Here is a 26,047-nt window from a genome sequence, read left to right as displayed (position 1 = left end):
ACGATGAGCCAGGCTCGGGTTACCCAGCGCGGTCAGGAGGCCGAGTGTCCACCGTCGTCATCAAGCGCCCGCCCCGCCGGCCGGCACCCGAGATCCCGGCCGGTGAGCTGCCGGTCGAGGCGCCGCCGGAGATCCCCGCGGTGACAGGTGGACGGTGGCAGCAGATGCTCATGCTGCTGCCGATGCTCGGCGGCACGGTGGCGATGGCCATGATGTTCGGCCGGGGCGGGGGCGCCTACTCGTACGTGGTGGGCGGCATGTTCGGGCTGTCCTCGCTGGCGATGCTGGTGACCTCCTGGGGCAGCGCTTCGGGCACCCCGAAGAAGTCCGAGATGATGGCCGCCCGACGCGAGTACCTGCGGCACCTGGCGACGCTGCGCCGGCGGGTCCGGCAGACCGCCGGGCGGCAGCGGGCCGGGCTCTACTACCGGCACCCGGACCCGAGCCGGCTCTGGTCGACTGTGGACAGCCACCGGGTCTGGGAACGCCGGCCCGCCGACCCGGACTTCGCAGTGGTACGCGTCGGCGTCGGCCCGCAGACCCTGGCCACCCCGCTCGTCCCCCCGGTCACCCGGCCGCTGGAGGAGCTGGAGCCGATGACCGCCGGAGCGCTGCGCCGCTTCCTGGACGCGTACTCCGTGGTGCCGGACCTGCCGGTGGCCCTGTCGCTGCGCAGCTTCGCCCGGGTGCACGTGCGGACCGCCGGCCGTCCGGGCGGCGCTCCGGCGACCGCCGGCCCGCCGACCGGTGACCCGGCGGCGCAGGCGCTGGTCCGGGCGGTGCTGACCCAGCTGGCCGTCTTCCACGCCCCGGACGAGCTGCTCGTCGCGGTCTGCGCCGGCCCGGAACGGCGGGCCGGTTGGGAGTGGGTGAAGTGGCTCCCGCACGCCCACCACCCCGGCCGCACCGACGCGCTCGGCCCGGTACGGCTGGTCACCAGCTCCGCCGTCGAGTTGGAGCGGCTGCTGGGCGACGTGCTGGCCAGCCGGTCCCGGTTCAGTCCGGCCGGGCCGGCCACCGACGGCCCGCACGTGGTGGTGGTCCTCGACGGGGGCGACCTGACCGGCGCCACCGACCTGACCGGCGACGGCGGCATCGACGCGGTGACAGTCATGGACCTGGACACCCCGCCGCCGCGCCTGCTCGACAGATACGCGCTGCTGCTGGAGCTGAAGGGCAGGCGGCTGCACTCGTGGTCGATCGGCGGGCACGCCGAGGTGGGTACGGCCGACCAGCTCGACCCGGCCGACGCCGAGGCGGTGGCCCGGAGGTTGGCGCCGCTGCGGCTGGCCGGCGCGGTACGCGGCCCGGACTCGCCGCTCCAGGCCGAGCTGGGGCTGCCCGAGTTGCTCGGCCTCGGCGACCCGGAGAGTTTCACCGCCGAGCAGGGGTGGGCGCCCCGGTCGGCGCGGGACCGACTGCGGGTGCCGATCGGGGTGGGCGTGGACGGTGGCGCCATCGAACTGGACCTCAAGGAGTCCGCCCAGGACGGGATGGGTCCGCACGGTCTGCTCATCGGGGCCACCGGTTCGGGAAAGTCCGAACTGCTCCGGACGCTGGTGCTGGGGTTGGCGGCCACGCACAGCTCGGAGCAGCTCAACTTCGTGCTCGTCGACTTCAAGGGTGGCGCCACGTTCGCGTCGTTCGACAGGCTGCCGCACACCGCCGCCGTGATCACCAACCTGGCCGACGCGCTGCCGCTTGTCGACCGGATGGTCGACGCCATCAACGGCGAGCTGGTCCGCCGGCAGGAGCTGCTGCGGCGGGCCGGCAACTTCGCGAGTGTGCGCGACTACGAGCGGGCACGGGCGGCCGGCAGCCCGCTGGCCCCGTTGCCGTCGTTGCTGCTGATCTGCGACGAGTTCTCCGAGCTGCTCTCCGCCAAACCCGACTTCATCGACCTGTTCGTGCAGATCGGCCGACTGGGCCGCTCGCTCGGTGTGCACCTCCTGCTCGCCAGCCAGCGGCTGGAGGAGGGGCGGCTGCGCGGGCTGGACACCCACCTGTCGTACCGGATCGGGTTGCGCACCTTCTCCGCGTTGGAGTCCCGCACGGTGCTCGGGGTGCCGGACGCGCACGAGCTGCCCCGGTCACCTGGGCACGGTTACCTGCGCGCGGGCACCGATCCGCTGGCCCGGTTCAAGGCCGCGTACGTCTCCGGCGCGGTCCGCCGCCGGGCCGCGCCACCCGGTGCCACGGGTGGCGGTGGCGCCCGGCTGCTCACCTTCACCACCCATGTCGTACCGGTGCCCGAGCCGGCCACACCGGCCCTGCCGGCGGTGGCCGAGGACGAGACCGGCCAGGAGACGCTGCTCGACCTGCTTGTCGACCGGCTCGTCGGGCAGGGCCCACCCGCCCACCAGGTGTGGCTCCCGCCGCTCGGTGACCCTCCGGCCCTGGACGAACTGCTCGGACCGGTCGCGGTGCACCCGAGGCGCGGGCTCGTGGTGGGCAACCCGGAGCTGCACGGTGCCCTCGGGGTGCCGGTGGCCATCGTGGACAGGCCGTTGGAGCAGCGCCGGGACCTGCTCTGGCTGGCGCTGGACGGCGCGGCCGGGCACGTCGCGGTGGTCGGCGCGCCCCAGAGCGGCAAGTCCACGGTGCTCCGTACGCTGATCTGCGCGCTGGCGCTCACCCACACACCGACCGAGGCACAGGTCTACTGCCTCGACTTCGGCGGCGGTGGGCTGGCCGCCGTCCGCGACCTGCCGCACGTCGGCGGGGTGGCCGGGCGCGCCGACCCGACCGCGGTACGACGCACCGTAGGCGAGATGACGACACTGCTCGCCGATCGGGAACGCCGCTTCGCGGAGCTGGGAGTGGAGTCGATGGCCGCGTACCGGCAGCGGCGGGCGTCGGCGGCGACGGCCGGCCAGGCGGCGGCCGACCCGTTCGGTGACGTGTTCCTGGTGATCGACGGCTGGAGCACCGTCCGGGGCGAGTACGACGACCTGGAACCGCTGGTCACCGACCTCGCCACCCGGGGCCTGTCGTACGGGGTGCACGTCGTCGCCACCGCGCTGCGCTGGCTGGATTTCCGCCCGGCGATCCGGGACCTGTTCGGTTCCCGGCTGGAGCTGCGCCTGGGTGACCCGAGCGACTCGCTCGTGGCCCGGCGCGCCGCCGCGAACGTGCCGGAGCACCCGGGCCGGGGCGTGACAGCGGAGAGCCTGCACTTTCTCACCGCCCTGCCCCAGCTCGCCGCGGACGGGGACACCGCAGACCTGGTCAAGCGGATCGCCGGCAGTTGGGGTGGCCCTGCGGCGCCCCGGGTGCGGTTGCTCCCGCCGGTGCTGCCGTACGCCGAGCTGGATCTCGCCGCGACGACCGGGCTGCGGCTGCCGATCGGCGTCGCGGAGGCGGACCTGCGCCCGGTGGTGCTGGACTTCGCCACGGAGCCGCACTTCGTGGTCTTCGGGGACGCGGAGTGCGGCAAGTCGTCGTTCCTGCGCGCGCTCGCCACCTCGATCATCACCCGGTTCACTCCCGAGCAGGCCCGGGTGATCCTCGTCGACTACCGGCGCAGCCTGCTCGGCGCCATCGAGACGCCGCACCTCATCGGGTACGGCACGGCGGCGGCGCACACGGCCGACCTGGTGGAGTCGGCCGCCGGTTATCTGGAGCGGCGGGCACCCGGCCCGGAGGTCACCCCGCAGCAGCTGCGCGACAGGTCCTGGTGGTCCGGGCCGGAGCTGTTCGTGCTTGTCGACGACTACGACCTGGTGGCGGCCGGCCCGGCGAACCCGTTGCGGGCGCTTGAGGAACATCTGCCGCACGCCCGGGACGTGGGGCTGCACCTGGTGCTGGCGCGCCGCTCGGGTGGCGCGGGCCGGGCCCAGTACGAGCCGATCGTCCAGCGGCTGCGGGAGCTGTCCACCGCCGGTCTGGTGATGGCAGGCAGCCCCGACGAGGGGGCGCTTGTCGGTCCGGTGCGACCCGGCCCGCTGCCGCCGGGCCGTGGCCGGCTGGTCACCCGCCGGGAGGGCGTACGCCTCGTTCAGCTCGCCCAACTGCCGCCACCGTGACCTGTTCGGCCGGTTCTTCCCGTGACAGGTGGGGAAACCGGTAATCTCCGATCGTCATGGTTCCGTCGGGATGAATGGCTGAGGATGTGACTGGGGTTCGGCACAGCGGTCCGGCAGCGACCCGGCGGGCGCTGCTCGGCGTGGCGGCGGTGCTCGCCGTGGCGGCCCCGACCGTCGCCACCGCACCCGTCACTGTGCCCGCCACCGGCGGTCAGCTCGCCGGCGCTCCTGTGGCGTTGGCTCCCGGCGACAGCGTGAGCCGCACCGACCAGGTCCGCGACGAGCAGTGGCAGCTCGACGAGTTGCGCGCCGAGACGGCGTGGCGCACCTCGACCGGTCGCGGCGTGACGGTGGCGGTCATCGATTCCGGAGTGGACCCCAACCATCCCGATCTGGTCGGGCAGGTGTTGCCCGGCAGGGATCTGGTGGGCGGCGCCGGGCCGGACCCGGTGGGGCACGGCACCACTGTCGCGGGTCTGATCGCCGGCCGCAAGGACGACAAGCGGGGCGTGGTCGGCCTGGCACCTGACGCCCGGATCCTGCCGGTCCGGGTGCTCGACGAACGGAACCGGTACGACGACGCCCTGATCGTCGCGCAGGGAGTCCGTTGGGCTGTCGACCACGGCGCCCGCGTGATCAATCTGTCGCTGGGCGGCAGCGGTGACAGCCCGGCCCTGGCCGCGGCCCTGGACTACGCGTTCGCCAGGGACGTGGTGGTGGTCGCCTGCACCGGCAACCTGGCCACCTCGACCGACCTGAAGGTCTGGTATCCGGCCCGCGAGCCGGGCGTCGTAGCGGTCTCCGGGTTGGAGCGCAGCAGCGACAACCTGTGGTCCGGGTCGATCACGGGCCGGGCGACGGCTCTCACCGCGCCCGCCAACGGTCTGGTCGGCGCCCGTCCACCGAGCGGGTACTGGCGGGTGCAGGGCACCAGTTTCGCCGCGCCGCTGGTGGCCGCCACGGCCGCGCTGGTCCGGTCGCACTACCCGCAGATGTCCGCGGGCGAGGTGGTCAACCGGCTGCTGGTCACCGCCCGGGACATCGGGCCGACCGGCCGGGACGACCGCTTCGGGTACGGGGTGGTGGATCCGGTCGCCGCGCTTACCGCGCAGGTGCCGCCGGTGACCGTTAACCCGTTGGACGACCAGACGTCACCGGGTGTGGTCGGTTTCGGTCCGGCCCCGGGCTCCGCCGACGACAGTCCGGTCGCCGGTGCGGGCAGTGACCCGCTCGGTCTCACCGCTCCCCGCAACGAGACCCGGTGGACGGCCCGCGCCGCGGGCGCACAGGACGACTCGGCGCCCGAGCAGGTGTGGGTCGGCGCGGTGCTCTTCGTCGCCCTGGCGACGGGCGCGGCGATGATGGTGCGCCGGTTCCGGCAACGGGTGCGCTGAGCGGGTGCTCGGGCACTGGTAGGCCTGAGTGGCGGGCGAGTGGGGTAGAACCGTCGCCATGAGCTCGCCCGGCCCAGACGCCCTCGCCACCGATCGTCCGTCCTGGCAGCGTCGCCGTCTCGACCCGGATCAGTCGCTGGGGTTGCGACTGACCCTGGCCGTGACCGCGGCGTTCCTGGTGCTGGTGCCGTTCTCGCTGCTGGCGTTGCTGGTGCTCGGCGCGTGGGCGCCCCTGCACCGGCTGGACACGTCGGTCACCGACGCGCTGCACGGCTACGCGCTCGACCACCCGGCCTGGGTCATGCTGATGCGGGTCTGGAGTGAGGTGTTCGCGCCCATGCCGCTGCGGGTCGCCGCCCTGCTCCTGGTGATCTGGCTGCTGCGCCGCAAGGCTCGTCGACTGGCCGCCTGGACGGCCACGACCATGGTGGTCGGTGGGTTGATGGGTCCGCTGCTCAAGCTGCTCGTCGGCCGGGACCGGCCGGAGCTGCTCGACCCGGTGGCACGGGCCGCCGGCTACTCGTTCCCCTCCGGGCACGCCTTGAACGCCGCCCTGGCCGCCGGGGTGCTGCTGCTGGTCTTCCTGCCGTACGCGGGGCGGAGCGCGTGGCGGGTCGTGTTGTGGGTCGTCGCGGTGCTGCTCACAGTGGTGACCGGCCTGAGCAGGGTGGCGCTGGGTGTGCACTTCACAAGCGACGTGGTCGGCGGTTGGCTGCTCGGCGCGGCGGTGGTCGCGGCGACCGCGGCCGCGTTCACCAGTTGGCGTGCGCACGCCGGTCTGCGGCCGGTCCGACCGGCACGCGACGGCATCGCCCCCGAGGTCGAGCGGCACCCGGACGCGACCTGAGGCGTGCCGGCGGCGTCGATCGGGTAATTGCCGGCCCATGTCCGACACCGTGGTCCAGATTGTCCGGCGGGTGCTGCTGCCGGTCTCCCTCCTGCTCGGCGTCATGGTGCTGCTGGGGGTGCTCGTCACCCGGGTGTTCGCCGACACCTGGCCGTTCACCGCCGAGGACGCGGTGAACAGGGAGTTGGCCGCCGACCGCACCGGCGGCTGGAACGACGTCTCGCTTGTGTTCAGCACGTTGGCCAGCACCCAGATGATCGTCGTGGTCACCGTGCTTGTGGCGCTGGCGCTGCGGCTCTGGCTCAAGCGCTGGCGGGAACCGTTGTTCCTGTGCGCGGCGGTGACCGCCCAGGCGCTGGTGTTCCTGCTGACCACTATGGCCATCGACAGGCAGCGGCCCGCTGTGGAGCACATGGACGTCTCACCGCCCACGTCGAGCTTCCCGTCCGGGCACACCTCGGCGGCGGTGGCCCTCTACGTGGGCATCGCCGTGCTGATGGCGCTGCGGGCGCGCAGCACCGGCGCGAAGGTCGCCTGGTGGACCCTGCTGCTGGTGGTGCCGATCGGTGTGGCGCTGACCCGCATGTACCGGGGCATGCACCACCCGAGCGACGTGGTGGCGTCCTTCCTCAACGGCGGCACCTGCGTCCTGATCATGGCTCGTGCGGTGCTGGACCGGGGGGTGCGGTGGGGGCGGGCGAAGCTGCCGGTGGCCGCGCCCGCGCGGACCTGACCCGGCTCAGGTGCACTCGCCGGTGCCGACGCCCCTGGTGCGTTCGGCGCCGGCCAGAGCCACCGGGCGGGCCTCGGCGGCGGTCACCGCGAAACCGGTGTTCGGGTCGTCGGCGGCCGCCGCGAAGATGACACCGAGCACCACACCGTTGGCGGCGACCAGCGGGCCGCCGGAGTTCCCGCTGCGCACAAGCGCCCGGATCGTGTAGATCTCCCGGGTGACGTCACCGGAGGAGTAGATGTCCGGGCCGGTGATCCGGTCCACGTCCCGGACCCGCGCCGACTGCGCGTTGTACGGGCCGTCGAGGGGGAAGCCGAGCACTATCGCGTCCGAGCCGCTGCCCGCGTTACCTACCGCGAAGCGCATCGACGGACCGGGCATCCCGGGCACGTGCAGCACGGCCAGGTCGCGATCCGGGTCGTACACGACCACCTGGCCGTCGTACCGCTCGCCGCCCAGCTCCACGGCCACCGAACGGGTGCCAGCCACCACGTGCGCGTTTGTCATCACCCGGTCGTCGGCGTACACGAAACCGGAGCCCTCGATGCGGCGCGAGCAGCTGGGCGCGGAGCCCAGCACCTTGACCACCGACCGCTGCCCGTTGACCACGACCTGGGAGCCGGCCAACGCGGGGTCGGGTGGCTCGACCTGCCGGGCCCGGGTGGGCGCAAGGTCGCCAAAGACGTCCGGGAAGCCGTTGGTGTCGACGGTCTCCCGCAGAGCGGTGGAGAGCTGCTGGGCCTGGTCCGGCAGCACCCGGTCCACAACGGTGATGAGCGCGCTGTTGCGGACCGAGGCGGCCAGCCAGGGCAGCGACGACGACCCGAGCGGCACCGCGACGAGCCACGCCACCAGCAGCACCGCGAACAGCGACACGAACGCCCCGCCGACGTCGTCGACCCGCTTGCCCACCTCACTGGTGATCGTCTTACGCAGGTGTGAGCCGAGCCAACCGGCGAGGGCCTGACCGAGCACGGCGAGCCCGAACACCGCCACCAGCGAGATCAACACCCGGGTGCCGCTGTCCACGAACTGCTGGGCCAGCAGCGGCCCGAGCTGGAGGCCCAGCAGGGCCCCCACGAAGAAGCCGGAGAACGACAGGATTCCGATGACGAAGCCCTGGCGGTATCCGCTGATCGCGAACACGAGCATGAGCAGCAACAGGACGAGATCCACGGCGGACACGGGTCAAGCGTACGGGCAGGACGCCCGCGAGATGACCATCGCTTGCGGAAGGTGACCGCGTGGTCAGCGCAGGGCCTTCTCGTCGATCTCGTCGGTGCCGGCCGACGGTGCCGGGGTCTCCCCCGTCGGCGGCAGCTCGATCACCCGGTCGCGCGACCACGGACGCGCCCAGCCGCCCATCTCCAGCAGGGCCGCCAGCACCCCGGCTGTGAAACCCCAGACGAGCATGCCGCGCGCCGAGAACGCCGGCCCGATCCAGCCGCTGCGGTGGCGGACCAGCAGCCGGTTGGCCGGGTCGACGAGCTCGCTGACCGGCAGCCTCGCCACGTGTGCCACCTCGGCCGGTTCCCGGGGATGCACCGGGTGCGGGTCGTGCCACCAGGCCAGGACGGGGGTGACCACGAAGTCGCTCACCGGAATCCAGAGTTTCGGCAGCTCGGCCAGTACCGTCACGCTTGACGGGTCGAGGCCGACCTCCTCGTTCGCCTCGCGCAGCGCTGTCGCGCGGACGTCGGCGTCCTCCGGGTCGGCCGCCCCACCGGGGAAGGCCGGCTGGCCGGCGTGGTTGCGCAGGGTGGCGGCGCGTTGCAGCACCAGCACGTCCGGGCCGACGCCTGGCTGCTCACCGAGCAGCACCAGCACGGCGCTCTCCCGGCCACCCTCGGAGGGTGTTGTCAGCCGCGTGAAATCCTCGGCGCGGGCCGTGCCCAGCCGGGTCAGCAACGGCTCGAACCAGTCGGGCGGTCTGCGGGTCATACCGACACTGCCAGGCCGAGATGCTGGCGGACCAGCTTGGCGAGCTGGGTGTCGTCGAGCGCGCCGGTGGCGTCGACGTGCCGGATCCGGCCCTGCGCGTCGACGAAGAGGGTGAGCGGGATGGCGTTGCGCTCCAGTGCCCGCTGCAACGCCTCACCCTGGTCGACGAGGATCGGGAACCGTACGCCGTAGTCCTCGCCGATGGACTGGGCGCCGCCACGGCTGTCCCGGCTGTTCACCCCGATCACCTGGAGCTGACCTGCCGTGCGTTCGCTGAGCCGCTGGAAGGCGGGCAGCTCCTTGCGGCACGGCGGGCACCACGACGCCCAGATGTTGATCACCGCGGGACCGGCGACTGACCGCAGCGCGACCGGGGCACCGCCGGTGAAGCAGGCGAGCGTCAGCTCGGGCAGCGGCGTACCACCAGGTGGGGCCGACGTGCCTGCGCCGGGCGGCGCGGCAGTGGGCGGCGTGCCCAGCTCGGCGCAGTCCCGGAACGGCGACGGCCGCTCCGGCGCCGCACGACGGGGTGCGGGGTCGTCGGACGGGCCGGCCGTACAACCGGCGACGGCCAGCAGCAGCGGCAGGACGAGCAGGGCGAGACGTCTGTTCACGGCACCTCCGCGGCGACCGCCTGGGCGGGCACCAACTCCGGGTCGACCCCGGCGGCCACCGCCAGGTCACGCGCCCGGGGGCCCTTGAGCAGCTTCACGGCGACTGTCGGCTCGGTCGGGCCGGTGCCGTACGAGGGGCAGAGCTTCGCCAGCGTGCACGCGCCGCAGGCGGGCTTACGGGCGTGGCAGACCCGCCGCCCGTGGAAGATGATCCGGTGCGACAGCATGGTCCAGTCGCGCTTGTCGTACAGCGCACCGATCGCGTGCTCGATCTTGACGGGGTCGGTCTCGGTGGTCAGCCGCCACCTGTGGACCAGCCGCTGGAAGTGCGTGTCGACGGTGATGCCCGGGACGTCGAAGGCGTTGCCGAGGATGACGTTCGCGGTCTTGCGGCCGATCCCGGGGAGCGTCACCAGGTCGACGAGCCGGCCGGGAACCCGGCCGTCGTACCTGTCGAGGAGGGCCTGACCGAGCTTGAGCAGCGAGTCGGTCTTGTTGCGGTAGAAGCCGGTGGGCCGGATCAGCTCCTCCATCTCGCCCCGGTCCGCGCCGGCGTACGCGGCCGCGGTCGGGTAGCGGGCGAAGAGCTTCGGGGTGACCTCGTTGACCTTCTTGTCGGTGCACTGGGCGGAGAGGATGGTGGCGACGGCCAGCTCCAGCGCGTTGGAGTGGTCGAGTTCACAGTGCGCGTCGGGATGCGTCTCGGCCAGCACCCGGCCGATCTTGCGGGCACGGCGTTTGCGCCCGAGGTCGGTCTCGCTGGCACCGGGAGGGCTACTGGTCACGACGGTCAGCCTACGTCGCGCCCCGGACGTTCCTGCTCGGGTCAACCCGCCGTCGGCGCGCTGATCCTGCCCTGCCCGTCGAACCGGGCGCCGCCCTTGGGGAAGTCGGTGCGGCTCAGCTCGGTGACCAGGCCCAGACCACGGTCGTCCGGGTCCATCGTCGGCTTGCCCGCCGAGTTCATGTACGTCGAGGTGAACGAGCCGCCGGCCCAGCTTCCGTCCGGCTTGAGCGACACCTTGAGCACGCCGCCCCAGCCGAGCCGGCCGGTGTTGCTCAGCGAGTTGCCGCCGCCGGCGAAGTTGCCCAGGCTGTACGCGATCAGCCGCCCCTGGTAGAACTCCATCCCGCGCAGCACGTGCGGCCCGTGGCCGACGATCAGGTCGGCGCCCGCGTCGACCATGGCGTGGGAGAACTTGACCGGGTCGCCCCGGTTCTCGCCCAGGAACATCTCGGTGCCCGGCTTCACCCGGGTCTTGTCCGCGCCCTCGCCACCCATGTGCACCTGCACCACCACGAGGTCGGCGAGGGTGGCCGCCTTGGCGACCACCGCCTTGGCGGCGGCGATGTCGACGAGGCTGTTCGACCAGACGTACGACGAGAAGCCGGCCACGGCCACCTTGACGCCCTTGACGTCGACAACTGTGATCTGGTTCGGCGCCCCGGTGTGCTCCAGGTCGTACTTCTCCAGGGCCTTGCGGGTGTTCTCGTACCCCTTGGGCCCGTAGTCGTAGCCGTGGTTGTTGGCCTGGTTGAGCACGTCGAAGCCGGCGTCGCGCAGGTGTGCCGCGTACTCCGGGGGTGCCCGGAACTGGAAGCAGCGGGTGGAGTTGGCCCCGCACTTGCCGGTGCCCGTGTCCACCGTCAGCGGCTCTTCCAGGTTGCCCATCACCAGGTCGGCCTTGAGGGCCTCGGTTACCGAGGCGAAGAAGCCCTTGCCGCCGGCGGCGGGCAGTCGGCTCGGCGCGTTGCCCATGATGATGTCGCCGGTGGCCGAGAGCGAGATCGCACCGCCGGTCGCGGGGGCGTCGCCACCCTTCGGCCCGGGCGTGGTCACCGGCGCGCCGGTGCCACCGCCACCGGCGCCCGGCTGCCAGACCGGCCCGTCACCACCGCCGGCTTCGGCGCAGCCGGCGACGAGCAGGGCGGCCAGCAGCGCGGCGAGGCCGAGGGCGACGCGGCGACGCGGGCGGGACGAGAGGGGGGCGGGAGCATACATCGCCCGCGACCCTACCGGCCGGCAAACGCGCCGACGAGGGCCGATCGGGTGGAACTTCAGCCGGTGAGCTGCTCGGACCAGGGAACGACAGGCCTGTCGCCGCCGGCGAGCACCGCCGCGTGCACCGCGCGGGCCAGCGGGGCACCCCAGGCGGAGCGCGGTCCCCCGTACGCGGCCTCCGGCCCGTCCACCGGGCAGAGCACGGTGACCGAGTCGGTAGGGGTGCCGGTGCCCGGCAACCCCAGCTCCATGATCGCCTGGGCTTTCGCCTCGGTCGCGGTGGCCACCGCGTTGACAAGCGCCGGGTCGGCGAGCCGGGCCGGCACGTACACCACGATGTTGACCGTGCCGACGGGCTGCGCGAGCGCCGCCGGGGCCGGAGCGGCGGCGAGCACCGGGATGCCGAGACCGACAGTCGCCCAAGCCCGCACGCCGGTGTCGGTGCGGCCCACCACCTCGGCCACGTCGACGCCGGTCAGCAGGCCCACCCCGGGCCCGTCGAGGGCCAGGTCCGCGGCGAGCGCGGCCAGGTGGGCGGCCGGGTCGTCCCGGTCGTACGACATCGGTACGGTGGCGTTCAGGACCCAGCGCCGGAGGCCTATTCCACCGCCGAGCGGGCCGCTGCTGACCGCCCGCAGTGGCACGTCGGCGCGCCAGACGAGCAGCGGGACGCGCCGCCCGTCCTCGGTGCGACTGGTCAGAGTTGGCTCGCTCAGCACGTCGGGCAGGTTACGCCTACCGACCACGATTCCAGGGCCGACCTCTGATTCGTGCTCACGTGCGCCTAGACTTGGCGGCGCGCGAGGGGATCAGCGGACGGCGGACCCGGCCGACGGACGGCACGCGTAACCGGAGGTGCGCGATGGATGAGGTACTGGCCCGCAGCGGGATCTTCCAGGGTGTCGACCCGGAAGCTGCCGAGGCGCTTGCCAAGGAGATGGAGACGATCGAGGTCCGCAAGGGCGAGGTCGTCTTCAATGAGGGCGAGCCCGGCGACAGTCTCTATATCCTGCTGTCCGGGAAGATCAAGGTTGGTCGCCGCGCCGCGGACGGCCGGCAGAACCTGATCGCGGTGATGGGCCCGTCGGACATGGTCGGTGAGCTGTCGCTCTTCGACCCGGGTCCGCGTACGGCCACCGCCACCGCGGTGACGGACACCCGGCTGGTGCGACTGCGCAAGCAGGCGCTGCGGCCGTGGCTGAACAACCGCCCGGAGATCGCCGAGCAGCTGCTCCGCGTGCTGGCCCGGCGGCTGCGCCGGACCAACGACTCGCTCGCCGACCTGATCTTCACGGACGTGCCGGGTCGGGTCGCGAAGAACCTGCTCCAGATGGCGGGCCGCTTCGGCACCCGCGACGGTGGCGTGCTGCGGGTGACCCACGACCTCACCCAGGAGGAGATCGCCCAGCTCGTCGGCGCCTCCCGGGAGACGGTGAACAAGGCGCTCGCCGACTTCGCCTCGCGCGGATGGCTGCGGCTGGACGGCAAGAGCATCATCATCCTCGACCCGGAGCGCCTGGCCCGCCGCGCCCGCGTCTGAGACAGCGGTACGGTCCGTCCCCGCCTCCCGTCACCGACGGAGGGCGGGGACGTTTCGTCTGCCGAGCGCAGAAATGCTGGCTCCCCGCGGTGTGACAGCCGAGGGTGGTGGTCATGCCGAACCGTGTCGCAGTGCTCTCCGACATCCATGGCGTGCTGCCCGCGCTGGAGGTGGCGCTTGCCGAGCCGGACGTCGCCGCCGCTGATCTGATCGTGGTCACCGGCGACATCGCGGCCGGCCCGCAGCCGGTCGAGGTGCTGGACGTGCTCGCCGACCTCGGTGACCGGGTCTGCTGGGTGGGCGGCAACGCCGACCGTGAGCTGGTGGAGGCGCGGGCCGGGAAGCCCGCGTCGATCGAGGTGTCGGACTGGGCCGCCGGGCAGCTCCGCGAGGATCAGGTGGCCCGGCTCGCCGCGCTGCCCGCGACGGTGACGCTGGAGATCGACGGGCTCGGGCCGACGCTGTTCTGCCACGCGACGCCCCGCGACGACGAGGAGGTGGTCCTCGTCGACTCGCGGATGGCGCGCTGGGCGGAGGTGTTCGCAGGTCTCCCCGCCGAGGTCTCCACGGTGGTCTGCGGCCACACGCACATGCCCTTCACCCGGCTGGTCGACAGGCGTCTGGTGGTCAACCCGGGCAGCGTCGGCATGCCGTACGGGGGCACGGGTGCGTGGTGGGCTCTGCTCGGGCCGGGTGTGCAGCTGCGCCGTACCCACTTCGACGTGGACGCGGCGTGCGCCCGGGTGGCGGCGGAGTCGACCTTCCCCGACGCCGCCGCCTGGGCCGACGAGTACCTGCGCTCGCAGCACAGCGACGCCGACGCGCTCGCCGTCTTCGGTCCCCGCGACGGCCGCTGACCCACCCGCCCAAAGCTGCAGACGGCCCTGACGTTGCTTGCAGTTCGTCGTTGCAGACGGCCTCGGCTGGCCGCTCAGCCGACGCCGCCGAATCAGCTGAGGCCTGAGGACCTTCTCTGCTGCCTGTCGAGCTGCCCCAGATCTGGGCCAGGCCAAGTATCGCCGCTGCCCCACTCGTGGGGCAGCTCGACAGGGCCCGGGAGTGGCAGATGTGCGCTGTCGTTACCCCACTTGCGGGGCAGCTCGACAGGGGTGTTGGAGGGCACCCGAGGTCGGCTCGATCCGAGCACGATCATCGAGCCGGCCACAAAAAGTCAGTCTTGACTGTTTGTTTCGGAGGCCGCACGCTGTTGCCGTGTCCACCGCATCAACATCTGCCACCGCGACGTCTGCCACCGCGACGTCTGCCGGCGCGACGCGGGTTCCTCAGCAGGAGCGCAGCCGCGCCACCCGGGCCCGGCTGCTGGAGGCGACAGTCGACTGCCTGGTGGAGCACGGCTGGTCCGGCACCACCACCACAGTGGTCGCCGCCCGGGCCGGTGTCTCGCGGGGCGCCCAGTTGCACCACTACCCGACGAAGGCGGCGCTGGTGACGGCCGCCGTGGCCCACCTCGCCGAGCGACGGGCCGACGAGCTGCGCACCGAGGCCGAGGCAATGCCGGCCGGCCCGCAACGGTTGGACCGCGTGGTCGACCTGCTCGGGGCGGCGTTCACCGGGCCGCTCTTCGTGGCCGCGCTCGAGCTCTGGGTCGCCGCCCGCACCGATCGGGAGCTCCGGGACGCCCTGGTGCCGCTGGAGGCGACAGTCGGCCGGGAGATGCACCGCCTCACCGTCTCCCTGCTCGATGTCGACGAGCGCCGACCCGGCGTCCGCGAGGCGGTCCAGGCGACCCTCGACCTCCTGCGCGGGCTCGGGGTGGCCAACCTGCTCAGCGACGACTCGGCCCGCCGCACCGCCCTGCTGACCACCTGGAAGCGACAACTCGCCACCCTGCTCACGCCCTGACCGCCGGCCGCACCGGCCCCACCCACCGGAGGCACCATGGTCGACCTCTCCGACCTACTCACGGACCTGGCCGACGAGTCCGCCGGCCTCGACTCCCTGGTGGCCCCGCTGCCCGCAACCGACTGGGCCCGGCCGACCCCGGCGGCGGGTTGGAGCATCGGGCACCAGATCGCCCACCTCGCCTGGACCGACCACGTGGCGCTGCTGGCCGCCACCGACGCGGAGGCGTTCTACGCGACGGTGACCTCCGCGCCGGACGTGACCCGGATGGTGGACGTAGGTGCGGAGGAATTCCTGGCACCCCCGGCCGAGCTGCTCGACCGCTGGCGCGCCGGGCGGGCGGCACTCGTCGACGCCCTGGCCGCCGTCCCGGCCGGAACGAAGCTGCCCTGGTACGGCACCCGGATGTCGCCCACCTCGATGGCCACTGCCCGGCTCATGGAGACCTGGGCACACGGTGAGGACGTGGCCGACACGCTCGGCGTCGTCCGCCCCACCACCGACCGGCTCCGGCACGTCGCGCACCTGGGTGTGCGTACCCTCGGGCACGGTTTCGCCGCCCACGGCCGGGAGGCGCCCACGACGCCGGTCCGGGTCGAGCTGATCGCGCCCGACGGCGACACGTGGACCTGGGGGCCGGTGGACGCCGCCGACCGGGTGAGCGGCCCGGCCCGGGACTTCTGCCTGCTGGTCACCCAGCGCCGCCACCGCGCGGACCTCGCCCTGCTGGCCACCGGCCCGGTCGCCGACGAGTGGCTCGACGTGGCGCAGGCCTTCGCCGGGCCGCCTGGCGACGGCCGCGAGCCGACCAGCGCGAACGGGGTACGGGCGTGATCCGCATCGGCAACGCCTCCGGCTTCTACGGCGACCGGTTCACCGCCTGGCGGGAGATGCTCGACGGCGGCGAACTGGACGTCCTGACCGGCGACTACCTGGCCGAGCTGACCATGCTGATCCTCGGTCGGGACCGGCTGCGCGACCCCGACCTCGGCTACGCGAAGACGTTCCTGCGCCAGATGGAGACCTGCCTCGGCACCGCCCTCGACCGGGGGGTACGGATCGTGACGAACGCCGGCGGACTGAACCCCGCCGGCCTGGCCTCGGCCATCGAGACCCTCGCCGCCCGGCTGGGCCTGCCCGCCCGGGTCGGGTACGTCGAGGGTGACGCCATCGGGCGGCCGGACGCGCTGACCGCCAACGCCTACCTCGGCGCGTACGGCATCGCCGCCTGCCTCGACGGTGGAGCGGACGTGGTGGTCACCGGGCGGGTGACCGACGCGTCGCTTGTCGTCGGTCCGGCCATCGCCCGTTACGGGTGGAGCCGCGACGACCTCGACGAGCTGGCCGGGGCGACAGTCGCGGGACATCTCGTGGAGTGCGGAGCGCAGGTCACCGGCGGCAACTTCAGCTTCTTCACCGAACTGCCCGACGGCGGGCGCCGCCCCGGCTTCCCCATCGCCGAGGTGTACCCGGACGGCTCCACCGTGCTCACCAAACACCAGGGCACCGGCGGCGCGGTCACCGTCGAGACGGTCACCGCCCAACTGCTCTACGAGATCGGCGGGCCGGCGTACCTGGGGCCGGACGTGACCACCAGGTTGGACACTGTGACGCTGCGAGCCGAGGGGCCGGACCGGGTCCGGGTCTCCGGTGTCCGTGGCACGCCGCCACCGCCCACGCTCAAGGTCGGCGTCAACAACCTCGGAGGGTTCCGCAACTCGATGACCTTCGTCCTCTGCGGACTGGACATCGAGGCGAAGGCGGCGCTGGTCCGGGGGCAGATCGAGGAGGCGGTGGGCAAGGACGGGCTGGAATTCACGCTCGCCCGCACCGACCACCCGGACGCCGCCGACACCGAGGCCGCGAGCGCACTGCTGCACGTACACCTGCGCGACAGTGACAAGGCGCGGGCCGGGCGGGCGTTCTCGGCCGCGGCTGTGGAACTGGCGTTGGCCTCGTACCCGGGATGCACGCTGACCACCCTGCCGGGCGACGCGACACCGTACGGCGTGTTCACCTCCTACGACATCCCACAGGACGACGTCACGCACGTCGCGGTGCTGCCCGACGGCTCGCGGGTGCCGATCGCCCCGCCGATCCGTACCGCCGCCACCTCCGGGGACGAGACGGTCCCCGGCGACGCGGCGGCGGTGGACGGTCCGACCCGGCGCGGCCCGCTCGGCGAGCTGGTCGGCGCGCGCTCCGGGGACAAGGGCGGGGACGCCAACCTCGGTGTCTGGGCGCGCTCCGACGCCGGGTACGCGTGGCTGCGCGCCTGGTTGACCGTGGAGCGGCTGGCCGAACTGCTGCCGGAGACCGGGCCGCTGACGGTACGGCGCTACGAGCTGCCGAACCTGCGCGCTGTCAACTTCGTGATCGAGGGCCTGCTCGGGGCGGGAGTGGCCGCGTCCACCCGGTTCGACCCGCAGGCCAAGGCGCTCGGTGAGCTGCTGCGCGCCCGGATCGTCGACCTGCCGGCCGACGTGCCGACGGGAGCTGGCCGATGAGCATCGTGGACACACCCGAACGCCGGCAACTGCGCGAGCTGACCCGGGCTTTCGTGACCCGGGAGGTGCTGCCGCACCTGGACGACTGGGAGCGGGCCGGCGAGGTGCCCCGCGCCCTGCACGAGACAGCCGCGAAGATCGGCCTGCTCGGCATCGGCTTCCCCGAGTCGGTGGGAGGCAGCGGCGGTGACCTGCTGGACTCGATCATCGTGACCGAGGAGGTGATCCGCTCCGGCGGCTCGTCCGGCCTGATCGCGGCCCTGTTCACGCACGGTATCGCGCTGCCGCACATGGTCGCTGCGGCGGGCGTGGGCATCGGCGGCTCGTTGGGCGGCCGGCTCGGCGGCACCTCCGCGCCCGGCGACGACGACCTGGTCCAGCGGTACGTCAGGCCCACCCTGGCCGGCACGATGATCGGCGCCCTTGCCATCACCGAGCCGGACGGCGGTTCCGACGTGGCGGGCATCCGTACCACCGCCCGCCGCGACGGCGACCACTACGTGGTGAACGGGTCGAAGACGTACATCACCAGCGGGCATCGGGCCGACTTCGTGACCACCGCGGTCTGCACCGACTTCCCCGGCAGCGGCTCCCTCACCCTGCTGGTCATCGACAAGGACAGCCCCGGGTTCACCGTGGGACGCCGGCTGGAGAAGCTGGGCTGGCACTGCTCGGACACCGCCGAGCTGTCCTTCGTCGACGTGCGGGTGCCGGTGGCCAACCGGATCGGCGCGGAGGACACCGGCTTCCTGGCGATCATGCAGAACTTCGCCGCGGAACGGCTCTCGCTGGCCACCCAGGCGTACGCCACCGCGCAGCGCTGCGTCGAGCTGGCCACGCGCTGGTGCCGGGACCGGGAGACCTTCGGGCGTCCGCTGGCCAGCCGGCAGGTGATCCGGCACCGGCTGGCCGAGATGCACACCCGAACCGAGGCGGCCCGGGCGTACGTGCACGAGGTGGCCGTGCGGGTGGCGGCCGGCGAGCCGGTCGTGACCGAGGTGGCGATGGCGAAGAACGTCGCGGTGGCCGCCTGCGACCAGGTCGTCGACCAGGCGTTGCAGCTGCACGGCGGGTTCGGCTACCTGCGCGACGCCGAGGTGGAACGGCACTACCGCGACGCCCGGATCCTCGGCATCGGCGGCGGCGCCACGGAGATCATGAACGAGATCATCGCGAAGGGCATGGGTCTATGAGCATCCTGGACAGCGCGATCGACAGGTCCGCGCCCGGGTACGCGGCGAACCGGACCGCGTTGTTGGAACGGCTGGCCGAGCTGGACACCGCGTTGGACCAGGCCCGGGCGGGCGGCGGCGAGAAGTACGTCACCCGGCACCACAAGCGCGGCAAGCTGCTCCCCCGGGAGCGGATCGAACTGCTTGTGGACGCGGACAGCCCGTTCCTGGAGTTGTCGCCTGTCGCCGCGTACGGCACTGACTTCCCGGTGGGGGCCAGCGTGGTCACCGGCATCGGTGTGGTCGAGGGTGTGGAGTGCCTGATCGTCGCCAACGACCCGACGGTCCGGGGTGGCGCGGTCAACCCGTGGTCGCTCGCCAAGACCCGGCGGGCCGGCGAGATCGCCCTGGCCAACCGGCTGCCGATGGTCAACCTGGTCGAGTCGGCCGGTGCGGACCTGCCCACCCAGGCGGAGATCTTCATCCCGGGTGGCCGGGTGTTCCGGGACCTGACCCGGCTCTCGGCGGCGGGCATCCCCACGGTAAGCGTGGTCTTCGGCAACGCCACGGCAGGTGGCGCGTACGTGCCGGGGATGTCCGACCACGTGATCATGATTCGGGACCGGTCGCAGGTCTACCTGGCGGGACCGCCGCTGGTGAAGATGGCCACCGGTGAGGTCACCGACGACGAGTCGCTTGGCGGCGCGGCGATGCACGCCGGCACGTCCGGGCTCGCCGACCACCTGGCCGCCGACGAGCGGGACGGCATCCGGCTGGCCCGGCAGTGCGTACGACGGTTGAACTGGCGCAAGCACGGCCCGCTGCCGCGTACGGCCGTCCCGCAGCCACCCAAGTACGACCCGGAGGAGCTGCTCGGCATCGCCAGCGCCGATCTGAAGGTGCCGTTCGACCCGCGTGAGGTGCTGGCCCGGATCCTGGACGGCAGTGACTTCGACGAGTTCAAGCCGGCGTACGGGGACGCGCTCGTCACCGGCTGGGGGGAGCTGCACGGCTACCCGGTCGGTGTGCTGGCCAACGCCCGGGGGGTGCTGTTCAGCGAGGAGGCGCAGAAGGCGGCCCAGTTCATCCAGCTCGCGAACGCCTCCGACACTCCGCTGATCTTCCTGCAGAACACCACCGGCTACATGGTCGGCACCGAGTACGAGCAGCGCGGCATCATCAAGCACGGCGCCCTGATGATCAACGCGGTGTCGAACTCGACCGTGCCGCACCTGACTGTCAACCTGGGTGCCTCGTACGGTGCCGGCAACTACGGCATGTGCGGCCGGGCGTACGAGCCGAGGTTCCTGTTCACCTGGCCGAACGCGAAGTCGGCCGTGATGGGACCGGCGCAGTTGGCCGGAGTGCTGTCCATCGTGGCCCGGCAGGCCGCCGCCGCTCGTGGGCGCGACTACGACGAGGAGTCCGACGCGGCCATGCGGATGATGGTCGAGCAGCAGATCGAGTCGCAGTCCGGCGCGCTGTTCCTCTCCGGCCGGCTCTACGACGACGGCGTGATCGATCCCCGGGACACGCGGACCGTCCTCGGGCTCTGCCTCTCGGCGATCCACAACGGCCCGGTGAAGGGCGCCGACGGTTTCGGCGTCTTCCGGATGTAGGGGGCTGGTCCGGTGAGCACGAGGAACACAGCGAAGCGGAGTCCGGCAGTCGCGAACGAAGGGCAGGCTCAGTGATTTCGAGATTACTCGTCGCCAACCGGGGGGAGATCGCCCGCCGGGTCTTCGCGACCTGCCGGGCGCTCGGCGTGGAGACGGTAGCCGTGCACTCGGACGCGGACGCGGACGCGCCGTTCGTGGCCGAAGCCGACCAGGCGGTCCGGCTGCCCGGGGACACGCCCACCGAGACGTACCTTCGGGTCGATCTGATCCTGGAGGCGGCCCGGCGCAGCGGCGCGGACGCCGTCCACCCGGGTTACGGGTTCCTCGCGGAGAACGCCGAGTTCGCGGCGGCGGTGACCGACGCGGGGCTGACCTGGGTGGGCCCGCCGGCCAAGGTGATCGCGGCGATGGGCGACAAGCTGGCGGCGAAGACGCTGCTCGCCGAGGCGGGCGTGCCGATGCTGCCGAGCTGGACCGACACCGCCGACGTGACCGATTTTCCGGTGCTGGTGAAGGCGTCCGCCGGCGGCGGCGGGCGGGGGATGCGGATCGTCCGGGACACCGACGGGCTGGCCGAGGCTGTCGCCTCGGCGGGCCGCGAGGCCGCTGCGGCGTTCGGCGACGGCACGGTCTTCATCGAGAGGTACGTCGAGCGCGGCCGGCACGTCGAGGTGCAGATCTTCGGCGACGCCGAGGGCCGGGTGGTGTCCCTGGGTGACCGGGAGTGCTCGATCCAGCGCCGGCACCAGAAGATCGTCGAGGAGGCGCCGGCGGTCGTACCGGAGTCGGTGCGGACGGCGTTGCACGAGGCGGCGGTGGCCGCCGGGCGGGCCGTGGACTACCTGGGCGCCGGCACCGTGGAGTTCCTGCTCGCCCCGGGCGGCGAGTTCTTCTTCCTGGAGATGAACACGCGACTCCAGGTGGAGCACCCGGTCACCGAGCTGTGCACCGGACTGGACCTGGTGGGTCTGCAACTGCTCGTCGCCGAGGGTCAGCCGCTTCCGGCGACCCTCGGCGCGAGCACCGGCCACGCGATCGAGGTACGGCTCTGCGCCGAGGACGCGTCGGCGGGCTGGCGCCCGGCCGCCGGCACCCTGCACCGGTTCGCCGTCCCCCAGGTGGCGGCCGAGTTCGGCGGGCTGAGCGGGCCGGGCCTGCGGCTCGACTCGGGTGTGGTGGCCGGCTCGGTGGTAGGCGTGCACTACGACTCGATGGTGGCGAAGCTCGTGGCCTGGGGTCGTACCCGCACCGAGGCGAGCCGGCTGCTGGCCGGCGCGCTGGCCCGGGCCGAGCTGCACGGGGTGACCACGAACCGGGACCTGCTGGTCCGGGTGCTGCGCAGCCCCGCGTTCGCCGCCGTCGAGATCGACACGGGTTTCCTGGACCGGCACTCCGAGGTCTTCGCGCCGCTGCTGCCCGCCGGTCAGCTTCCGGTGGTCGCGCTCGCGGCGGCGCTCGCCTCGGCCGCCGGCCGTCGCGCCGAGGCCCGGGTCCTGGCCGGGTTGCCGTCCGGCTGGCGCAACGTGCCGGCCGTCCCGCAGGTCACCCGCTTCACAGGCCCGGACGGCGAGATCGAGGTCCGCTACCGGCTCGACCGCACGGGCGCCCTCGCCGAATGGTCCGCCGACCCCGGCATCGCCGACCTGACAGTGGCGCTCGTCGAGGCCACCCCGGGCCGGGTGGTGCTCGACGTCGACGGGGTTCGCCGCGCGTACCGCGTACACCGGATGGGGTCGGAGGTCTTCGTGGACGGCCCGGACGGGGCGGCGAGCCTCACCGAGCTGCCGCGTCTCCCGCTGCCCACGGCGGAGCTGGCGGCCGGGTCGCTGCTCGCGCCGCTGCCCGGCGCGGTGACCCGGGTGCACGTCGAGGTCGGCCAGCGGGTCTCGGCCGGCGAACCGCTGCTCACGCTTGAAGCGATGAAGTTGGAGCACCCCGTGGTCGCCCCGATCGACGGAGTGGTCGCCGAACTGCCGGTGCCGGCCGGCGGTCAGGTACGTACCGGTGCCGTGCTGGCCGTCATCGACAACGCCGAGGAGAACCCCTGATGACCTTCGACCTCACCCCCGAGCAGGACCAGCTGCGCGACGCCGTCAGGGCGTTGGGCCGCCGCTACGGCCACAGCTACTTCGTCGAGAAGGCCAAGGCCGGCGAGCACACCACCGAGCTGTGGGCCGAGGCGGGACAGCTCGGCTACCTGGGGGTCAACATCCCCACCGAGTACGGCGGCGGGGGCGGCGGCATCACCGAGCTGGCAATCGTCTGCGAGGAGCTGGCCGCGGCCGGCTGCCCGCTGCTGCTGCTTGTGGTCTCCCCCGCCATCGCCGCCACGGTGCTCGCCCGGCACGGCACCGAGGAGCAGCGCAAACGGCACCTGCCAGGCCTCGCCGACGGCACCCAGAAGATCGTCTTCGCGATCACCGAGCCGGACGCCGGCTCCAACTTCCACCGCCTGAGCACAGTGGCCCGACGTGACGGCGACGGTTGGCTGCTCAACGGCCGCAAGTGCTACATCTCGGGGGTCGACGAGGCCGGTCACGTGCTGGTGGTGGCCCGTACCGAGGATTCCTCCACCGGCAAGCTGAAGCCGGCGCTCTTCCTGGTGCCGACCGACGCCGCCGGGCTGACCCGGTCCAAGCTGGACATGGAGATCGTGTCCCCGGAGAACCAGTTCCTGCTCTACCTGGACGACGTGCGGGTGCCCGCCGACGCACTGCTCGGCGAGTCGCTCGACGCCGGCCTGCCGGCGCTCTTCGCCGGGCTGAACCCGGAGCGGATCACTGTCGCCGCGATGGGCGCCGGCACCGGCCGGTACGCCATCGAGCGGGCCAGCGACTACACCGCCACCCGCAAGGTCTGGGGTGGCCGGAGCATCGGCACGCACCAGGGCGTGTCACATCCCCTCGCCCACGCGGCAGTGCAGGTGGAACTGGCCCGCCTCATGATCCAGAAGGCGGCGACCCTGTACGACGCCGGCCGTGACCTGGAGGCCGGAGTGGCCGGCAACATGGCCAAGTACGCGGCCGGGGAGGCCGCCGCACTCGCCGTGGACACCGCCGTCCAGGCGCTGGGCGGGGCGGGCATGACCACCGAGTACGGGGTGGCGACCCTGCTCGGCGCGGTCCGGGCCGGTCGCATCGCCCCGGTCAGCCGCGAGATGATCCTCAACTTCGTCGCCCAACACGTCCTGGGTCAGGACAAGTCCTACTGAGCGGGGCGGGTAAGCCCAGGCTCGGCTCCACTGCGTGCGTACGCGCCGGGCACGTCGGGGCGGCCGGACGACCGGCGCGTCGGTCGGCTCTGCGGTTGACAGTCGACCGGAGCCGGACATGCTGGAGGGGTGAGTCGACTGCCCAGGCCCGATGCGCGGACGGTGGCGGTGGTCGCGGGGCTGGGAGCCCTCGCGCCGCTGGTCACGCTTGCCGTCTGGCGACGCCAGGATCTGGTGGGCGTGGTGCTCGCACTGCTCTGCGTCCTGTTGGCCATGGTCGCCGGAGTGGCCGCCTCGGCAGCCCGGCAGGACGACGCCCCCGAGCCGGCCGAGCGCCCGCTGGCGGCCGGACCGCCCGAGCTGATGCCCTACGGCCTCGACGCCGACACCCTCGACGCGCTGGACAGCCGGGACGCGTTGCGCGCGGTGCGGGACAGGCGGCGAGGGTCGGGCGGGCTCAGCGATCGGTGAGGGTGGGCGCGCTTAGCGCGTTCACGCCCTTCCCGGCCAGACACCGGTAGGCGCGGTCGACGCTGCCCTCGACGGGCGGCAGCACCTCCAGGTGCCAACCGCTCGCCTCGGCGATCCCGGTGGTCAACCGGAAGGTGGTGGCGCTGCACACCTGCCGTACCGGCTCGGCGGCGACCACCTCGTCGTACTCGGCGCCGACCAGCGACACCGGCAGCAGACCCTCGGCGTAGGTCTCCCAGGTGTGCGGGCCGGCGCACGATACGCGGGCCGCCTCGGCGCGGCTCCCACGGATCCGCATCGGGCCGAAGCACTCCAGCTCGGGCAGACAGCGGGCGCCGCCGGGCAGGGCGGTCGGCGCGCCGGCGCTTGTCGTGCAGCCCGGCAGCGGCCCGGTGGCCAGTGCGGCGACCTGGCTGGCGGAGGGGGACGGCCCGGGCGGCGGCGCACTGCCGGCCACCCAGGCACCTGCGGTGGCCGAGGCGGCGAGCGCGAGCGCACCCGCGCCGCCGAGGAACCAGCGCCGTCGCCAGCGCCGGCCGGCGGGGGCCGCCGGCTGGGTGTCCTCCACGACAGGTCGGGGCAACGGCTGGCTGGCCAGGTACGGGCCGGAGTAGGCGCCTCCGCTGACCGGAGCGCCACTGACCGGCGGGCCGAGGGGAAGGCCGGCGAGCATCTCGTGCAGTTCGAGGGCGGAGGGCCGCTCGGCCGGGTCGTTGGCCATGCCGGCGCGCAGCACGTCGATCAGCTCGTCCGGTACGCCGGGCAGGCCGGGGAGCGGCTGGTTGAACATCTCCAGCACGGTGACCAGGCTGGGATTGCGCTCGGACTGCCAGCGCGGCGGCCGGCCGTGCATCACCGCGTAGAGGGTGGCGCAGAGCGCGTACACGTCGACGGCGGGGGACGGCGGGCTGTGGCTGAACATCTCCGGCGGCGCGTACGCCGGGGTGAGCACCTCCATGGTCACCGAGGCGTCCCGGTGCTCCGCGAGCACGGCCAGCCCGAAGTCGGCGAGCACCGCGGAGTTGAAGTTCGAGTAGAGGATGTTTGCCGGCTTGACGTCCCGGTGCAGCACCCCGGCGGCGTGCGAGTGGGCGAGCGCGTCGGCGATCTTCATGCCGAGGTCGCGGGTCTCCACCGGGCCGAGCGGCGAGGTGCGCATCCGTTCGGCGTACGACCCGTCGCAGAGTTCCATGATCAGGTAGGGGTGCTGGTCGACGGTGACCCCGACGTCGAAGAGATCCACGACGTGCGGGTGCGACGACATCCGGCCGGCCGCCCGCGCCTCACGCAGGAAGCGGGCCTGGTCCCGCTCGTTGTCGAGCGTCCGGTTCTCCACCTTGACGGCGACCTCGCGGCCGACCGAGATCTGGGTGGCCTGGTAGACGGTCGCGTAACCACCCCGGGCAAACACCCGCAGATCGGTCAGGCCGGGCACGTTCGGCACCGGCAAACCTCCGGTCGGGGTGTCGGTCACTGCTCGAAAATACCCAACCCGGCCGGCGGCTCAGCGCACCGCGTCCGCCGGAGCGGCACCGGCGTCCCCGACGTCGCCCGACGCGTCGACGGCAGGCGCCGCCCCGACGCCGCCCCGCCGGGCGTCCAGGCGCAGACCGATCGCGGTGGCCACCGCGCCCAGCCCCTCCCAGGCGGCCACCCCGAAGAACCGGTCGGGCGCGATGTCGGCAAGCACGGCGATGGTGAACACGGTGAACGTGACCAGCCGGAAGACCACTGTGAAGCGGTAGAACACCCGCCACTCGGTGACAGTCGCGAGCAGGTAGTAGACGCCCATGTTGAACGCCGCCATCGAGGACGCCAGCAGGAACGTGCCCGTGTGGTCACCGACGGCACGCGTCTGCGGCACCTCGAAACCGAGCATGCGCAGCTGCGCCTCCGGCCAGAGCAGCCCGACCGCGCCCATCACCAGCGCCAGCACTCCGAAGACCGCGATGGTCCAGCCCGCGATGGAACGCGGCAGCTTCATGAAGAGCCTCCCCAGGCACGGCGACGATCACCACTGTGGACCACCGACGGTGCCAACACGCTAGCCGGTAGGTCCGACGACCACATCCCCGGAACCGGCAGAAACCCCGGTCCGTTGATCAAGG

Annotated in this window: 22 protein-coding genes; 14 read left to right on the top strand and 8 right to left on the bottom strand. The window is 72.9% G+C overall.

The features are described 5' to 3' along the window. Window positions 1-44 precede the first annotated feature (44 nt). The 4 genes from eccCa (at window position 45) to ACFY1S_RS09100 (ending at window position 6,999) form a co-directional block, all read left to right on the top strand. Window positions 45-4,025 carry a type VII secretion protein EccCa gene (eccCa, locus tag ACFY1S_RS09115; RefSeq protein ID WP_387114652.1) on the top strand — a complete coding sequence of 1,327 codons (3,981 nt, stop codon included), beginning with the start codon at window positions 45-47 and terminating at the stop codon, window positions 4,023-4,025. Window positions 4,026-4,099: 74 nt separating this feature from the next. Beyond that, the gene (mycP, locus tag ACFY1S_RS09110) at window positions 4,100-5,419 is read left to right on the top strand and encodes a type VII secretion-associated serine protease mycosin (protein WP_387114649.1); all 1,320 of its coding nucleotides are present in this window, start codon (window positions 4,100-4,102) and stop codon (window positions 5,417-5,419) included. Window positions 5,420-5,477: 58 nt separating this feature from the next. Continuing rightward, a complete protein-coding gene (locus ACFY1S_RS09105; RefSeq protein WP_387114646.1) occupies window positions 5,478-6,266 on the top strand; it encodes a phosphatase PAP2 family protein in 789 nt (262 codons plus the stop codon). Window positions 6,267-6,303: 37 nt separating this feature from the next. Then, window positions 6,304-6,999, top strand: coding sequence for a phosphatase PAP2 family protein (locus tag ACFY1S_RS09100; protein WP_387114643.1), 696 nt, complete (start codon window positions 6,304-6,306; stop codon window positions 6,997-6,999). Between the two features lie 6 nt (window positions 7,000-7,005). Here ACFY1S_RS09100 and ACFY1S_RS09095 read toward each other — a convergent pair whose 3' ends face one another. The 6 genes from ACFY1S_RS09095 to ACFY1S_RS09070 form a co-directional block, all read right to left on the bottom strand. Continuing rightward, on the bottom strand, window positions 7,006-8,184 hold the full coding sequence (locus tag ACFY1S_RS09095) for a MarP family serine protease (RefSeq protein WP_387114640.1): 1,179 nt from the start codon (window positions 8,182-8,184) through the stop codon (window positions 7,006-7,008). Between the two features lie 63 nt (window positions 8,185-8,247). Continuing rightward, window positions 8,248-8,940, bottom strand: coding sequence for an NUDIX hydrolase (locus ACFY1S_RS09090; RefSeq protein ID WP_387114637.1), 693 nt, complete (start codon window positions 8,938-8,940; stop codon window positions 8,248-8,250). Next, window positions 8,937-9,554, bottom strand: a complete 618-nt coding sequence (locus ACFY1S_RS09085) for a TlpA family protein disulfide reductase (RefSeq protein WP_387114634.1) — start codon at window positions 9,552-9,554, stop codon at window positions 8,937-8,939. Before ACFY1S_RS09085 ends, ACFY1S_RS09090 begins: the two co-directional genes overlap by 4 nt. Then, the gene (gene nth, locus ACFY1S_RS09080; RefSeq protein ID WP_387114631.1) at window positions 9,551-10,339 is read right to left on the bottom strand and encodes an endonuclease III; all 789 of its coding nucleotides are present in this window, start codon (window positions 10,337-10,339) and stop codon (window positions 9,551-9,553) included. Before nth ends, ACFY1S_RS09085 begins: the two co-directional genes overlap by 4 nt. A gap of 41 nt (window positions 10,340-10,380) precedes the next feature. Next, window positions 10,381-11,556 (bottom strand): CapA family protein, encoded by a 1,176-nt coding sequence (locus tag ACFY1S_RS09075; protein ID WP_387114628.1) that lies wholly within the window; start codon window positions 11,554-11,556, stop codon window positions 10,381-10,383. Window positions 11,557-11,612: 56 nt separating this feature from the next. Continuing rightward, window positions 11,613-12,275, bottom strand: a complete 663-nt coding sequence (locus tag ACFY1S_RS09070) for an adenosylcobinamide amidohydrolase (protein ID WP_387114625.1) — start codon at window positions 12,273-12,275, stop codon at window positions 11,613-11,615. A gap of 143 nt (window positions 12,276-12,418) precedes the next feature. Here ACFY1S_RS09070 and ACFY1S_RS09065 point away from each other — a divergent pair, with 143 nt between their 5' ends. The 10 genes from ACFY1S_RS09065 (at window position 12,419) to ACFY1S_RS09020 (ending at window position 23,939) form a co-directional block, all read left to right on the top strand. Next, window positions 12,419-13,096 (top strand): Crp/Fnr family transcriptional regulator, encoded by a 678-nt coding sequence (locus tag ACFY1S_RS09065; protein WP_007073398.1) that lies wholly within the window; start codon window positions 12,419-12,421, stop codon window positions 13,094-13,096. A 113-nt stretch (window positions 13,097-13,209) separates the two neighbouring features. Further along, the gene (locus ACFY1S_RS09060) at window positions 13,210-13,953 is read left to right on the top strand and encodes a metallophosphoesterase family protein (protein WP_387114621.1); all 744 of its coding nucleotides are present in this window, start codon (window positions 13,210-13,212) and stop codon (window positions 13,951-13,953) included. A 355-nt stretch (window positions 13,954-14,308) separates the two neighbouring features. Further along, window positions 14,309-14,959, top strand: a complete 651-nt coding sequence (locus ACFY1S_RS09055) for a TetR/AcrR family transcriptional regulator (protein ID WP_387114618.1) — start codon at window positions 14,309-14,311, stop codon at window positions 14,957-14,959. A 36-nt stretch (window positions 14,960-14,995) separates the two neighbouring features. Beyond that, window positions 14,996-15,793: a TIGR03084 family metal-binding protein gene (locus ACFY1S_RS09050; protein WP_387114615.1), complete on the top strand. Its 798-nt coding sequence runs from the start codon at window positions 14,996-14,998 to the stop codon at window positions 15,791-15,793. Between the two features lie 56 nt (window positions 15,794-15,849). Further along, entirely contained in the window at window positions 15,850-17,466 is a 1,617-nt protein-coding gene (locus ACFY1S_RS09045) for an acyclic terpene utilization AtuA family protein (RefSeq protein WP_387115970.1), read from the top strand. After that, a complete protein-coding gene (locus tag ACFY1S_RS09040; protein ID WP_387114612.1) occupies window positions 17,463-18,659 on the top strand; it encodes an acyl-CoA dehydrogenase family protein in 1,197 nt (398 codons plus the stop codon). The genes ACFY1S_RS09045 and ACFY1S_RS09040 overlap by 4 nt, the downstream gene beginning before the upstream one ends. After that, window positions 18,656-20,257: an acyl-CoA carboxylase subunit beta gene (locus ACFY1S_RS09035; RefSeq protein WP_387114609.1), complete on the top strand. Its 1,602-nt coding sequence runs from the start codon at window positions 18,656-18,658 to the stop codon at window positions 20,255-20,257. Before ACFY1S_RS09040 ends, ACFY1S_RS09035 begins: the two co-directional genes overlap by 4 nt. Before the next feature lie 71 nt (window positions 20,258-20,328). Continuing rightward, window positions 20,329-22,305, top strand: coding sequence for a biotin carboxylase N-terminal domain-containing protein (locus ACFY1S_RS09030; RefSeq protein WP_387114606.1), 1,977 nt, complete (start codon window positions 20,329-20,331; stop codon window positions 22,303-22,305). Then, window positions 22,305-23,468, top strand: a complete 1,164-nt coding sequence (locus tag ACFY1S_RS09025) for an acyl-CoA dehydrogenase (protein ID WP_364372352.1) — start codon at window positions 22,305-22,307, stop codon at window positions 23,466-23,468. Before ACFY1S_RS09030 ends, ACFY1S_RS09025 begins: the two co-directional genes overlap by 1 nt. A 129-nt stretch (window positions 23,469-23,597) precedes the next feature. Beyond that, a complete protein-coding gene (locus ACFY1S_RS09020) occupies window positions 23,598-23,939 on the top strand; it encodes a hypothetical protein (protein WP_387114602.1) in 342 nt (113 codons plus the stop codon). Here ACFY1S_RS09020 and ACFY1S_RS09015 read toward each other — a convergent pair. Both ACFY1S_RS09015 and ACFY1S_RS09010 read right to left on the bottom strand, forming a co-directional pair. After that, window positions 23,926-25,413, bottom strand: coding sequence for a serine/threonine-protein kinase (locus ACFY1S_RS09015; RefSeq protein ID WP_387114598.1), 1,488 nt, complete (start codon window positions 25,411-25,413; stop codon window positions 23,926-23,928). The genes ACFY1S_RS09020 and ACFY1S_RS09015 overlap by 14 nt on opposite strands. Before the next feature lie 30 nt (window positions 25,414-25,443). Then, the gene (locus ACFY1S_RS09010) at window positions 25,444-25,923 is read right to left on the bottom strand and encodes a hypothetical protein (RefSeq protein WP_387114594.1); all 480 of its coding nucleotides are present in this window, start codon (window positions 25,921-25,923) and stop codon (window positions 25,444-25,446) included. Between the last annotated feature and the right edge of the window lie 124 nt (window positions 25,924-26,047).

Source organism: Micromonospora sp. NPDC000663 (genome assembly GCF_042898105.1).
In the GTDB taxonomy this organism is placed as follows: Bacteria; Actinomycetota; Actinomycetes; order Mycobacteriales; family Micromonosporaceae; genus Micromonospora.
This window is presented reverse-complemented; position numbering and strand designations above follow the sequence as displayed.